The sequence below is a fragment of the Sphingomonas sp. BAUL-RG-20F-R05-02 genome (genome assembly GCF_022662305.1).
GTDB lineage: Bacteria > Pseudomonadota > Alphaproteobacteria > Sphingomonadales > Sphingomonadaceae > Sphingomonas.
Genome location: NZ_JAKNQH010000021.1, coordinates 1 through 12,368 on the forward strand (window position 1 = coordinate 1; position 12,368 = coordinate 12,368).

General features: G+C 63.0%; 11 protein-coding genes. 2 read left to right on the forward strand and 9 right to left on the reverse strand.

Annotation, left to right across the window (positions count from 1 at the left end; genetic code table 11):
• Window positions 1–624: 624 nt before the first annotated feature.
• The 8 genes from L8F97_RS20240 to L8F97_RS20275 all read right to left on the reverse strand — a co-directional run bounded on the left by L8F97_RS20240 (window position 625) and on the right by L8F97_RS20275 (window position 7,396).
• A complete protein-coding gene (locus L8F97_RS20240) occupies window positions 625–1,335 on the reverse strand; it encodes an SDR family NAD(P)-dependent oxidoreductase (protein WP_242154239.1) in 711 nt (236 codons plus the stop codon).
• Window positions 1,336–1,431: 96 nt separating this feature from the next.
• Window positions 1,432–2,193: an SDR family NAD(P)-dependent oxidoreductase gene (locus L8F97_RS20245; protein WP_242154286.1), complete on the reverse strand. Its 762-nt coding sequence runs from the start codon at window positions 2,191–2,193 to the stop codon at window positions 1,432–1,434.
• Window positions 2,193–2,762, reverse strand: coding sequence for a type 1 glutamine amidotransferase domain-containing protein (locus L8F97_RS20250; RefSeq protein ID WP_242154241.1), 570 nt, complete (start codon window positions 2,760–2,762; stop codon window positions 2,193–2,195). Before L8F97_RS20250 ends, L8F97_RS20245 begins: the two co-directional genes overlap by 1 nt.
• A gap of 37 nt (window positions 2,763–2,799) precedes the next feature.
• The gene (locus L8F97_RS20255) at window positions 2,800–3,885 is read right to left on the reverse strand and encodes a catalase family protein (protein WP_242154243.1); all 1,086 of its coding nucleotides are present in this window, start codon (window positions 3,883–3,885) and stop codon (window positions 2,800–2,802) included.
• A gap of 76 nt (window positions 3,886–3,961) precedes the next feature.
• Window positions 3,962–5,053, reverse strand: a complete 1,092-nt coding sequence (locus L8F97_RS20260) for a catalase family protein (protein WP_242154245.1) — start codon at window positions 5,051–5,053, stop codon at window positions 3,962–3,964.
• 69 nt (window positions 5,054–5,122) lie between these two features.
• A complete protein-coding gene (locus L8F97_RS20265) occupies window positions 5,123–5,584 on the reverse strand; it encodes a hypothetical protein (RefSeq protein ID WP_242154247.1) in 462 nt (153 codons plus the stop codon).
• Complete coding sequence (locus L8F97_RS20270) at window positions 5,581–6,189, reverse strand: carboxymuconolactone decarboxylase family protein (RefSeq protein WP_242154249.1); 609 nt, start codon at window positions 6,187–6,189, stop codon at window positions 5,581–5,583. Before L8F97_RS20270 ends, L8F97_RS20265 begins: the two co-directional genes overlap by 4 nt.
• Before the next feature lie 85 nt (window positions 6,190–6,274).
• Window positions 6,275–7,396 (reverse strand): alpha/beta hydrolase, encoded by a 1,122-nt coding sequence (locus L8F97_RS20275; RefSeq protein WP_242154251.1) that lies wholly within the window; start codon window positions 7,394–7,396, stop codon window positions 6,275–6,277.
• A 96-nt stretch (window positions 7,397–7,492) separates the two neighbouring features.
• Here L8F97_RS20275 and L8F97_RS20280 point away from each other — a divergent pair, with 96 nt between their 5' ends.
• The gene (locus L8F97_RS20280) at window positions 7,493–8,260 is read left to right on the forward strand and encodes a Crp/Fnr family transcriptional regulator (RefSeq protein ID WP_209566709.1); all 768 of its coding nucleotides are present in this window, start codon (window positions 7,493–7,495) and stop codon (window positions 8,258–8,260) included.
• Window positions 8,261–8,592: 332 nt separating this feature from the next.
• Complete coding sequence (locus L8F97_RS20285) at window positions 8,593–11,679, forward strand: bifunctional diguanylate cyclase/phosphodiesterase (protein ID WP_242154252.1); 3,087 nt, start codon at window positions 8,593–8,595, stop codon at window positions 11,677–11,679.
• Window positions 11,680–11,955: 276 nt separating this feature from the next.
• On the opposite strand, the gene L8F97_RS20290 is transcribed toward L8F97_RS20285, so the two are convergent.
• Window positions 11,956–12,348, reverse strand: coding sequence for a hypothetical protein (locus tag L8F97_RS20290; protein WP_242154254.1), 393 nt, complete (start codon window positions 12,346–12,348; stop codon window positions 11,956–11,958).
• Window positions 12,349–12,368: the final 20 nt, after the last annotated feature.

The following is a 12,368-nucleotide window of genomic DNA, read 5'->3' on the forward strand; positions in this document are numbered from 1 at the left end:
GGTGTTGGAGTTCGGGTCCGAGAAGTGGTCATTCGTTCAAGCGGTGCGCTGAGGCCGACGTCGCTGTCGCTGATAACGCATCGCGTCAGTTAACGTGAATTTCACCTCCAGAGAGCAGAGGAAAGACGTACCTCTAGCAAACGACGCAAGAATGCCGAGCATCCTACATCTTCGCCTGGGTGCAATGACAAGCGACGTTCGAGCCGCTCAGATCAGATCGGTCGGCGTTGGTTATCCAGCCACCTTCTGCGTGACCATGATGGTGGTGGCGATCCTGCTGCTCACGAGCAGAACTGGAAGCGATCTGCGCGCGATGTTGCTGGGATCCTCGTCCTTGACTCTGGTAAGCTTGGTCACCCTGCGAAGCTGGGTGGCCGGTCGGCGGGAGGGGTGGTGCATCGCCGACTGTGGCGTCGCGCAGCGAAAGCTTGTGATACAGGCGATCGCGACCGCAGTCTCCTGGTACGTGCTGCTTGCTGCCGTAGGTATGCTCCCGGTCGCGCATCCGCATGCCAGCGCCGCATACGTCCGCCGATGCGCCGAACACGTCTTGCGATAGCGCCAAGGGGGTCAGGGGGCTCGCCGCCCGCTGCCCCCTTTCAGAGATCGTACCTGTCTTATCCGTTAATGTCCGGCGACCTGCCCACCGTCGACATGGAGTATCTCGCCGGTCACGAAACTGGCATCCTCAAGATACAGCACCGCGCCGACCACGTCCGCGACCGTGCCCATCCGGCCGAGCGGGTGAAACGCTCCGAGCCCGGCGCGCGTCTCGGGAGGATGCATCGGCGTTTCGGTGATGCCGGGCGACACTGCGTTGGCGCGGACGCCGCGGGCGGCATATTCGATCGCGAGGCTGCGCGTCGCCGCGGCGAGCCCGCCCTTCGTCAGCGACGCGAGCACCGACGGGAATTCGACATTGGCGTGCTCCGCCAACGCCGTGACAATCTGCAGGATATGGCCACTGCCTTGCTCGACCATCAGCGGCAGCGCCGCCTGCGTCATGTGGAAGAAGCCATCGAGGTTCGTCTGCGTGATCTGGCGATACTGTTCCGCCGTATAGTCGGTGAAACGCTCACCGATGAAGACGCCGGCATTGTTGACGAGCGTATCGACACGCCCGAACCGGTCGCGCGCGGCCATCACGGCGCGCCTCGCAGTGTCGGGATCGGCGACGTCGCCCGCAACGGTGATCCAATCGTCAGCCTGCGAAGGTGCGATCGATCGCGACACGGCAACGACACGCCAGCCGCGCGCGTGATACGCGTCTGCAATCCCCTCACCCAAGCCTTGCGAGGCACCGGTGACGATAGCGACCTTGGGCGCGTCAGACATCGACGGCGCCGATCTGCGCGCGAAAGGTAACGGGGTTCGTCATTGCCGAATGGGCTCCAAAAAAGACCGAGAGCGCATTCACGCGCCCTTGTTATATCAGGACAGCGGGGGTTGGCCGTTGGACGCGGTCAGTCCGCCGTCGACCGGCAGGTTGACGCCCGTCACGAAGCGCGCGTCGTCGCTCGCCAGGAACGCCATCGCACCAGCGATGTCGGCGGGCTCGGCACCACGCCCGATCGGGATTCGCTCCTCGAACTTGGCTATCAGGTCGGGCTGTTCCTTCATTCCCGCGGTCAGCGCGGTATAAGTCAGCGACGGGTTGACCGCGTTGACGCGAACGCCGTTCCTCGCCTCGTCCATCGCCAGCGCTCGCGTAAAGTTGCTCACCGCACCCTTGGCCGCGCAATAGAAACTGTGGTTCCAGTCGCCGCCGAGCCCCGACACCGACGACACGTTGATGATGCAGCCCTTCGACGCGCGCAGATGCGCGATCGCCGCGCGGCTCATATGGACGACGCCGTACAGATCCGTCTCGATCACCTTGGTGAATTCCGCGAAGTCGCCCTCGTCCAGCTTGCCCAGATGGTCGACGCCGGCGTCGTTGACGAGCACGTCGATCCGACCGAAGCGATCGACTGCCGCCTCGACCAGCGCCTCGCACGCGGCGCGATCGGTGACGTCGGTTTCCCGCGTCTCGACGGTGCCGCCCAGTTCGGCTGCCAACTTGCCGAGCGCGCCCGTGTCGATGTCGCCCAGCACCAGCGTCGCGCCTTCCTCGGCAAAGCGGCGCGCGGCCCCCTCGCCGATGCCCGAGGCGGCACCGGTGATTACGACGACCTTGTCGGCAAAGCGCGCCATCATGCGTTCTCCGCCTGCGCCTCGTGCCCGCCCTCGCAGAACTCCTCGACGAGCTTTGCACAGAACGCAGGCAAGTCATCCGGGGTGCGGCTGGTGACGAGGCCCTGGTCGACGACGACCTCCTGATCGACCCAGGTCCCGCCCGCGTTGCGGATGTCGGTGGCGAGCGTCGGGTACGACGTGAGCGTACGACCGCGTACCTGATCGGCCTCGATCAGCGTCCATGGCGCGTGGCAGATCGCGGCGACCGGCTTACCGGCGGCGAAGAAATCCCGCACGAACGCCACGACCTTGTCCGACGACCGCAGCGTGTCCGCGCCGACGCACCCGCCCGGGATCACCAATCCATCGAAGTCGGCGGCCGACACGTCGTCGATCGCCTTGTCGACGGCGAACGTCTTGCCAGGATCGAGATCGTTGTTGACCGTCTCTGCGTCGCCGGTTTTGAGGCTGATGACGGTTACTGCACCGCCTGCCTGCTCGACGGTTGCCTTTGGCTGTGCGAACTCGGGCTCTTCCGTGCCGCGCGGTGAAATCAGAATTGCGATTGTCTTGCCTTGGAGCTTCATGATCGTCCTTTCGAAATCTGAATAAGCGTGAGCAGCGTCAGGCCGGGATATCGGTGATGATCGCGGTGTTGACGGCGGCAATGCCGGTCTCGCGGTGGCGGAAATCGCTGAGCGCGCGGTACACCTGCATGCGCGCGCGCATCACGCCGCCGAGCGGACGATGCGCCTCCAGGGCGTGCGCCGGCCGGAACGTCATGACCTCGTCGAAATAACGGACCCGATCCGGGCGATAGGCGGCCTGCCGCGGCAGACGGATCGTCGCGATCGTACGGTATTCGCTGACCCGCGTCGGCCAGTCGACCGAGGTATCCTCGATCGGCTGCGTCTCGGCATCGACCCAGAGTTGCGCGCGCAGTTCGAAGACCGCGTCGTTGCCGTCGAAATACGCGATCGCGGCGTGACGGAAGCCATCCTCATCCTGATGCGGATCGAGCCGCCAATCATCCAGCGCACGCTGCTCAGGCGCGACCGGAAACACGCCGAGTTTCGCGACATGATCGCCGTAGCGGATGGGGCACTGGCTGAAATACGTCTCGACGAGCGGGTGGCTGAACGGATGGCCGTAAAAGTCCAGCGTCGGGCTCGGTTCGGCACCGACCGCGTTCAGGACCTTGTTGATGTTGCGCGCGATCGATGCGGCCGCACTTTTGACACCTTCGGGCATCGGCACGGTCATGCCGATCTTCTTTGCTTGCGCTAGAAACCCGGCGGCGGTGCCGGCGGGGAACGTAGTACCGCTCGCCAGGACGAAATCCTGCGTCGGCGCGTCATGACCAGACAGCTTGGCGCCTTCGACCCCGAAGACCTTGATCGCCATGCCGCGGTGCGTCGAGACCCGGTCCCCGAGCTTCTCGCCCGGCCCCTGTGCAAAGCGGACCGCGACGTCGAACGTCCCCGGGTTCGCGAACAGCCCCTGCGCCAGTTCCGGCGGCAGATCGTCAGCGACGACCATCGTTCCGATGACGCAGGCCGTGCTCTTGGCATGACTGGCGCGCACCGCATGGCCGTCGCGCTTTTCGACCGTCTCGCTCTCCTGCGTCATCCCCTTGATGATGCCGTCGATACTCTCCTGCTCGCCGGGCTCAGGCGTCTCGATGTCGTCGCGATAGGGTAGATAGGGCATGGGAAGCTCCTGTTAGATTAGAATGTTAACACTCGAATGCCCCGCGACGTTTCGGTACGGTTCCGTGCAGACCCGGTCAGTCGAGCGCAGGCAGCGACCGCGGCTCGTGCATCGGGCAGCCGTTCAACTGGCTGCGCAAATCCTGGATGACCGGGTAGACCGCACGGCGCGCGCGCATGACCGACCCGAGCGGCCGATGTGCCTCGACGCCGTGCCAGGGGCGGAACGCGGTCTGTTCGTTGAGCACGGTAACGCGCTCCTCGGACCAGCTCTTCTGCGGCTTCACCGTGATGGTCGCGACCGGGATGTAGGGATTGCCCTGCTCGGGCCACGGCGTCGCGGCGTCCTCGATCGGGTTCTCCTCGAGGTCGCGGCAGAGTTGCGCGCGCAGCGTCCATGCACCACCCTCGTTCGCGAAGATCGCCATCAGTTCTTCGCGGATCGAGTCGGGGCTCTTGCTCTCGTCGAGCTTCTGATCGGTCAGTGCACGAAAGTTGGGCGATTCCGGCACGATGTCGAACTTGGCGATATAGTCGCCAAAGCGGAGCGGCGCCTGCGTGCCATAGCGGTCGCCGATCGGGTTGGTGTCCGGATAGCCGCCGAAGCCCTTGAGCAACGCGCTCTCGCCGCCGACGGCTTCCAACGCCTGCTCGATCGGGCGCAACACCTTCGACAGCGCCGCCTTCGCCCATTCCGCGCGGTTGGTCGTCGCGGCGAGCAGCTTGGTGTTGCGCAGGAACCCGACCGGCGTCGGGTTCGAGAAGGCGACCCCGGAGGCCATCAGAAAGTCCTGCGTCACCTCATCCTCGGCGCCCGGCAGCCGCTCGCCGTCGACACCGATCACCTTGATCGAGAAGCCGCGCGGCAGGGAGACGCTGTCGCGGATCGGATCGCCGGGGATCGCCGACATGCGGATGATGACCGGGTAGCGACGCCCGCGCTCGAAAATGCCCTGCGCCTGCTCGTCCGCAAGGTCGTCGTGGACCACCATCTCGCCTTCGAGCAAGGCATGACTCTTGGCGTGAACGCCGCGCTGCGCATGGCCGAGGTCCTCGTGCGTCTTCTCGACGATGTAGCTGAACGTCTTGTTGAGACCGTCGATCGTCTCCTGCTCGTCGCGACCGATCGTCTCGACGTCGGGGCTGTAGCGGATCGGGTTCTTCAACATGGGAAATCCTTTTGGTTCAGCGCAGTAACGCGCGGTTCGCGCTTTGGGGGCGTCGGTATTCCGGAATGGTCAGGCGTTGGCCGCTGCCTTCGCGCCGGCCGCGGTCGCGACGCCGAAGACGAGGTGGACCATCGTGTGCGTACCAATCGTCGCCGCATCGGCCTGCCATTCGGGCTTCTTCAGCCCCAGCAGCGGCCCGGTGATCCAGTGCATCGCGGCGTAGAACGCCAGGCCGAACATGATTCCCGACGGCACTATGCCTGCATCCTCGTCGACGGTCGCCGCATAGACCGCGCCGGCTGCCGCAGACAGCAGGAGGTGGCTACCCTGCACGATGGCCTGCTCGGCCGCATCCGGCAGGTCGCTCGACGGTAAGGAGCGAACACCGAATTGCCGCGCGCCGGCCCGTTCGAGATCGGTGAGCTCGGACGGGATGCCGCTCTTCTTCTCGCCCGCCATCATCATCGCGGTGATGCCGAGGCCTGCTACCAACCCACCGGCGATCGCGCCGGCCATCCGCTTGCCGTTCATGCGCGCTCTCCCTCTTCCTGGGGATCCTCGGGCAAGCCCTCCTCGCGACCGGGGACCGACATGTCGTAGGCGTTGAGCAGCAGTGACACGAGGCAGTAGCCGCCGACCAGATAGACGAGTTCCGCTGTCCGATCCTCGCCGAACGCGCGCACGGCACGGTCGTAGGTCGAGGCTGGCAGCTGCCGCCCGCCCGCCAGCGTCACCGCGACGTCATAGGCGGCCTGCTCTTCTTCGGTCAGGTCGGCGGGACGCTGGCCGGCGGCGATCGTCGCGACCTTCTCATGCGACAGACCCGCCGCCTCGCCGACCCGCTCGTGCGCATAGAGTTCGTAGCGCGAGTTGAAGACCGCGCCGGTCGCCAGGATCGCGACCTCATGCGCCGCTTTCGGCAGCGTCGCGTTGTCGATCAGCGCCTTGGTATACGTCCAGGCAGCGCGACCGAACGCGGGATAGCGCAACATCGGCGCGAACGGCCCGACCAGCGCCCCATCCGCCCGGTGCGAGACGAAGCCCTTCAGATGCTCGGTGATGTAGGCGTCCATCTCGTCGTGAAGCGGACGCAGAGCCGCGGGCATGTCCGCGGGCGGATAAGGTGGGGTACGCATCGCTTGCTCCGTTGTCAGGCCGCGCCGGCCGGATGCCGGTCACGCATTGATCGACGGGGCGGCACCGGCCACCCCGTCGAACCGATCAGCGGCGGGGCGCCCCTGCGAACGCTGCCTTCAGGCGCGCGACCGCCAGTTCGTTGGCGTCCTTGGCACCGCGAACGACCTTCGCCATGCCGAAGAACTCATGCGTGACGCCTGGATACGTCTTCTGCTCAACCTTCACGCCCGCGGTGCGCATCGCCGCGGCCAGCGTCTCGCCGTCCGAGCGCAGCGGATCGATCTGCGCATTGATGATCGTCGTCGGCGGCAGGCCGCGCAGATTGGCGGCGACCAGGTTCAGCCGCGGATCCTGCGCATCGGCGGCGCTGGTCTGGTAATAATAGCCGAACCACTTCAGCATCGCGGCATTCAACGGCTTGGCATTCGTCGAATCCTTACGCGACGGCAGCGTCATGCTGCTGTTGGCGATCGGATAGACCGAGACGATGTAGCGCGGCACGGTCAGGCGATTGTCACGTGCGTAGATCGCGGTCGCGACTGCAAGGTTGCCGCCCGCGCTTTCACCGGCAACTGCGATCTTCGCAGGGTCGCCGCCCCAGCTCGCCGCATTCTGCAACGTCCAGCGATAGGCCGCCGCGGCGTCGTCATGCTGCGCCGGGAACTTGAACTCGGGAGCGTGGCGATACTCGACCGACACGACGATCGCGTTCAGCGCCTTGGCCATCGCGCGTGGTGCCGAATCATACGTGTTCACGTCAGCAATCACCCAGCCGCCGCCATGATAATAAACGACGACCGGCATCGGCTTGCCATTCGCGGGCGCTGCCGCGGGCTTGTAGATCCGCGCGAATTGCTGGGCGTCCGAGCCATACGGCACGTCCTGCGTCGTTACCGAAGCGTCGGGCGCGGTTGACATGCCCTGCTGGACCATCGCCGCCTTGGCGCCATCGGCGGCCGAAGGCTGCATCCGCGCCTGCGCCGGGGTCAGCGTCTCGATCGGCTTGCCGCCGAGACCCGCCAGCGCGTCGAGCACCTTCTGCATGTCGGGTGCCGCCTTGGGGGGCTGCGTCGCGCTTGCCGGCGGGGCGGCGGGTGGCGGTGCGCTCGGCGAGCGGGCCGATTGCGCGAGCACGCCGGCCGATGCCGTCAGTAGCGCCGCCGCGAAAAGGCTGCGCGCGACGGGGCGCTTCGAGATGGAAACCATGTAATCCTCCTGTTTGATCGCTCATGAACAAAGCAGGATGGTCGACGTTGCTGTACGGAACCGTGCAAAGTCCGCCAATTAGAGGGGAAGACGGATATGTCGACGATCGTATCTTTCGCGCGCGGAGCGGCCGTCGCCACGCCCCGTCGCGATGACGCCCCGCTTGGCAATCGACTGCTGACCAGTCTCTCGCCGGAGGATTTCGGTCTGCTGGCGCCACACCTCGAGCCGGTATCGTTCGCGGTCGGCGACTGCATCACCCGAGCCGGCGATCCGATCGACAGCGTGTGCTTTCTCGAACAGGGCATTGCCGGCGTACTCGACTCGCTCGATGACGATCGTCGCTACGCCGTCGGGCTGGTCGGCGCGGAGGGCTTCATCGGCTGGCCGCTGGTGATGGGCGACGATCGCTCGCCCTACGATGTCACCATGCGCGCCGAGCGCGGCCAGGCGCTGCGCATGCCCGCTGAGGCGTTGCTGGCAGCGGTGGACCAAAGCCCTACGCTGCGCCTGACACTGCTCCGCTTCGCCCACGTGTTCATGGTGCAGATGGGCCGGACCGTCGTGTCATCGCTGGCGCATTCGATCGAACGCCGCATGGCCCGGTGGATCCTACTCTACCACGACCGTGTCCAGGCCGACGAGATCTGCATGACGCATGAGGAGTTCCGGCTGATGCTCGGTGTTCGCCGTAGCAGCGTTACCGACGCACTCCACCGGCTGGAGGAGGAGCATGCCATCCGAGCCGTCCGGGCCAAGGTTCTGGTCCATGATCGGACAAAGCTTATGGCCCTGGCGGGCGATACATATGGCCAACCAGAACAGGACTATGTCCGTCTCCTACAGATGGACCGAAGACGCTAAGGAATTGCGCCAAGTGACCCACATTCCGCCGTTCGCGACGCGTTTTTGGTTTCCCAACTCCGGTCGCCCGTTCAGCTAGCTAGAGCAGCCATCGTAATCGTCCACGTCTGAGCGGATGACACAAGATTGGAATGTAGCCCGTCCGCTTACCTGCCGGACGCAACACGCTGCCCACCTGACGGTTACGGCCAGTGACATGGAACCGAGAAATCAGTTTTTCCCCCCTCATGTTTGGTTAAGCTAAAATGCGCGTTGAGCCAGTCAGCGTTCGACATCAGCGTGTCGCGCCATCCAAACCGCCTGTTAACCTCTGTCTGGTATGAGAGGCAGGCATGCTCCACGAAACGTTTGAACCCTCCCTCACCCCAGCTGACCTCGACGCTATCGAACAGGTCATCGGCCGCATGGCGTTTTCGCGTGACGGCACCATCCTTCGCATCAACGATCGATGCCTCGATCTGCTTGGCTACCGCGATTGGGAGATGGTCGGTCGCAATCGAAGCCTGTTCACCACCTCCGCAGCGCATCCCAAGCCCGATGTGATCGACGACGTCTTCACGACCGGCCGGCCTTTCTTCGGCGATATGCGACAGGTGAAGCGAGACGGTACGACCTTCCTTGCCGAGGTGTCTTGCATTCCTGTGCAAGGAGGCGAGCAGAACGTCTCAGAAGTGATCATGCTGCTGAGCGATGTAACTGATCGCCGGCTCAACGCGGCCGATGATGCCGGACAGATCGCCGCGATCAACACGTCGCAGGCGGTTATCCACTTTGCGATGGACGGCACCATCCTAGATGCCAACCCTCGCTTCCTCGACGCTACGGGCTATGCTTTGTCGGAGATCATAGGCCAGCATCATCGTATCTTTGTCGACCCCGCCGAGGCGGCTGGTCCGGTCTATGAGGCCTTCTGGACCGGGCTTCGTGATGGCACTCACTCGTCGGGTGAGTATCGCCGTTTGCGCAAGGACAGACAGGCCGTGTGGCTGCGTGCGACGTATAACCCCATCTTCGATCTTGATGGCCGACCGTTCAAGATCGTCAAATATGCCGTCGACGTCACTCATGAGAAGATGGAAACGGCCGATTTCCATGGTCAGATCGCCGCGATCGACAAGTCGCAATGCGTGGTAACCTTCGCACCTGACGGCACGATTATAAACGCCAACCGGAATTTCCTTGATGCCGTTGGCTACACGATGGAGGAGCTCGAAGGCCGGCACCACCGGCTATTCGTCGATCCCGCATATGCACACAGCCTCGAATATGAGGTTTTCTGGAGCGACCTTGCAGCCGGCCGGCATCGTAGCGGCGAGTTCCGGCGCGTCGGCAAGGACGGACGCGAATTGTGGCTGCAGGCCATCTATAGCCCTGTGCTTGACCAAGAGGGGCGTCCCTTCAAAATTGTCAAATACGCAACTGCGGTCACGCGCGAGAAGCTGCGGCAGGCCGATCATCAAGGTCAGATCGCAGCGATCCACAAGTCGCAGGCGGTGGTGTCGTTCAACACCGACGGCACAATCCTCGATGCCAACGACAATTTCCTCGGCCTGACAGGCTATCGCTTGTCGCAGGTGCTTGGCCGGCACCACTCGATATTCGTGTCGCCCACCGAGCGCGAAAGCGCCACATATCAAGCGTTCTGGCGCGACCTGGCCGCGGGCGAGTACAAGTCGGGTGAGTTCAAGCGGCTGACCCAGGACGGTCGCGAGATATGGCTACAGGCGTCCTACAACCCCATCCTCGACATGAACGGACGGCCCTTCAAGGTCGTCAAGAATGCGGTCGACGTCACTGAGCAGAAGCTGCTCCAAGGCGACTACCAAGGTCAGATCGATGCTATCCACCGCGCGCAGGCGGTGATCTCTTTCGACCTCGACGGCACCATTCTCGATGCCAACGACAACTTCCTCAACCTCATGGGATACACGCATGACGACGTGGTAGGACGGCACCACCGCATGTTCGTCGCGCCAGAGGAGGTTGCCGGCGTTGATTACCAGGCATTCTGGGCAGGGCTGAAGGAGGGCCGTCACACCTCGGCCAAGTTCCGTCGGATTGCGCGTGATGGCTCCGAGGTCTGGATCCAGGCCACATACAACCCGATCTATGATCTGAACGGCAAGCCGTTCAAGATCGTCAAGATCGCCAGCGACATCACCGCCGACGTCTCACTCGCAGTCGATCTGTCGCGTGCGCAGCGCGAGGTTCAGCATGATCCTGCGACCGGGCTGCCCAATCGCCTGGGACTGCGCAAATTCATGCGTGGCGTACTGGCAGAGACCGATAGCGAGCTGGCTCTGTTCTACCTCGACCTCGACCACTTCAAGCCCATCAACGATACGTTCGGTCACGATATTGGCGACCTTGTGCTGCGAACCGTAGCCAAGCGCCTCAAGGCTGTGGTTGGTGAGGGGCAGGTTGCGGCGCGGATCGGTGGAGACGAGTTCGTTGTCGCGGCTTCCAATCTTTCACGCCAGCAGGTGATCGAGCTTGCGGAGCAGCTTATTGAGACGGTGTCGCAGCCGATCGCACATGGCGAGCGCTGGCTGGAGGTAGGCCTGTCGATCGGTATCGCCCTCACCCCGCAGGACACGCTTGAGGAAGACGAGCTTTTCCGCTTTGCCGACGTTGCCCTCTATCGATCCAAGGGTAATCAGCGTGGCACCTTCACCTTCTACGGCGAGGAGACCGAAGCGTCTGCTGAAGTCGAGCGCCACCTGGGTCATGACCTTATGTTCGGGATCAAGGCAGGGCAGTTCGAGCTCGGCTATTTCCTCCGTACCTCAGACAGCGGAGAGACGGCGATCGAGGTTCTTCCGAGATGGAACCACCCGGTGCTCGGACAGCTTGGTGCCGAGCGCTTTATTCGGGTCGCCGAACAAAGTGGCCTGATCATAGCCCTCGGCGAGTGGATCGTCAGATCGGCCTGCAAGCTGGCGATCGAACACCCGGCCACTACCGTATGTGTACCCATTTATCCCAAGCAGCTGCTCCTCAGCGATATGCCTGAGATGCTGATGCTTGCGTTGCGCGAGAGGGACCTTGCGGCCGACCGGCTCGAACTGCGGCTTCAACGCGGCACCGCGCGGGTCAACATCGAGAGCATGCGAGCTGACCTCGAGAAGATCAGCAAGATGGGGATTTCGATAGCTGCGGCTGACGTGCTGCTGGGTGAGGACATGATTGCAAGTCGGTCATCATGGAGCGTTGACAGGGTGATCGTCGATACACGTCTGCGCAGTCTGCTACGCCGACAATCTGATCCGCTTTTCGAGCAGATTGAGCAAACGGATGCGACACAGTTGGCGACTGGCGCTCACCTGTTCGAGGTGGATCGATCAGGAGCCCTCCTCCACTACGCGATGCGTGGTCCGATCGATCCGTCCGCATCTACTGAGGCAACAGTCTTCGTTTGACATCCAACCGCACCCTTCACCGGTACGTGGAAGCCAATTTATGCCTCTTGCGACTGCCTCCATTTAACGTGCTACCCGCTTCCGGCATCGAACTTGACCCATCTGCAGGCGTTCACGTACCCGCTCGTATGGCTCGACAGCAGAAATTCGGCCATATCCCCGCTCTTACATCATTTGACGTCTTCATCGCGTCTGAGTCGCTTTAGAAGGACGCTCCGGGGTTGATAGGATTCGTACCGACAGGTGGAAGGGATCGACAAAGATCGCTGCACGAACCTATGTCGGTCCGATTAGAAACGCCGGAGGTATCGTTTGTGCAACGATATTCCTCATCTTGGTTTGAAGGTGCCGCGAGGCTTTTTCGTATGATGGCATGTCGCTAGAGATCGTCAGCGGTGTCCACCGCGTGACATGAGAATTAACAAGCATGCGTAATTCGAGAACCGCTGCCTCGATCGCTTTACCCAACAACTTTTCTGCCTCAGTTCCACCTTTCATTCGGGCGCAACTTTTTTCCAAAAAGTTAAGATACCCCGTGAGGGCGCGCATGACCTTGTATCGAAGGGCCGATAACTCTCCGAGCCTGTCTGGTGACCTGAGCTCCAATATTGCGGCGATGGCGTCCATGGTATTTAAAAGTTCTTGAGCAAAAGGATCGCTAATCGCCATAAGAAAATAACCAAATACTA

What these genes read in the sequence shown, in the direction of transcription:
- L8F97_RS20280 (WP_209566709.1), top strand. Translation starts at nt 7,493, where the DNA reads ATGTCGACGATCGTATCTTTCGCGCGCGGAGCGGCCGTCGCCACGCCC.
- L8F97_RS20245 (WP_242154286.1), bottom strand. Translation starts at nt 2,193, where the DNA reads ATGGCGCGCTTTGCCGACAAGGTCGTCGTAATCACCGGTGCCGCCTCG.
- L8F97_RS20250 (WP_242154241.1), bottom strand. Translation starts at nt 2,762, where the DNA reads ATGAAGCTCCAAGGCAAGACAATCGCAATTCTGATTTCACCGCGCGGC.
- L8F97_RS20265 (WP_242154247.1), bottom strand. Translation starts at nt 5,584, where the DNA reads ATGAACGGCAAGCGGATGGCCGGCGCGATCGCCGGTGGGTTGGTAGCA.
- L8F97_RS20255 (WP_242154243.1), bottom strand. Translation starts at nt 3,885, where the DNA reads ATGCCCTATCTACCCTATCGCGACGACATCGAGACGCCTGAGCCCGGC.
- L8F97_RS20240 (WP_242154239.1), bottom strand. Translation starts at nt 1,335, where the DNA reads ATGTCTGACGCGCCCAAGGTCGCTATCGTCACCGGTGCCTCGCAAGGC.
- L8F97_RS20275 (WP_242154251.1), bottom strand. Translation starts at nt 7,396, where the DNA reads ATGGTTTCCATCTCGAAGCGCCCCGTCGCGCGCAGCCTTTTCGCGGCG.
- L8F97_RS20270 (WP_242154249.1), bottom strand. Translation starts at nt 6,189, where the DNA reads ATGCGTACCCCACCTTATCCGCCCGCGGACATGCCCGCGGCTCTGCGT.
- L8F97_RS20285 (WP_242154252.1), top strand. Translation starts at nt 8,593, where the DNA reads ATGCTCCACGAAACGTTTGAACCCTCCCTCACCCCAGCTGACCTCGAC.
- L8F97_RS20260 (WP_242154245.1), bottom strand. Translation starts at nt 5,053, where the DNA reads ATGTTGAAGAACCCGATCCGCTACAGCCCCGACGTCGAGACGATCGGT.
- L8F97_RS20290 (WP_242154254.1), bottom strand. Translation starts at nt 12,348, where the DNA reads ATGGCGATTAGCGATCCTTTTGCTCAAGAACTTTTAAATACCATGGAC.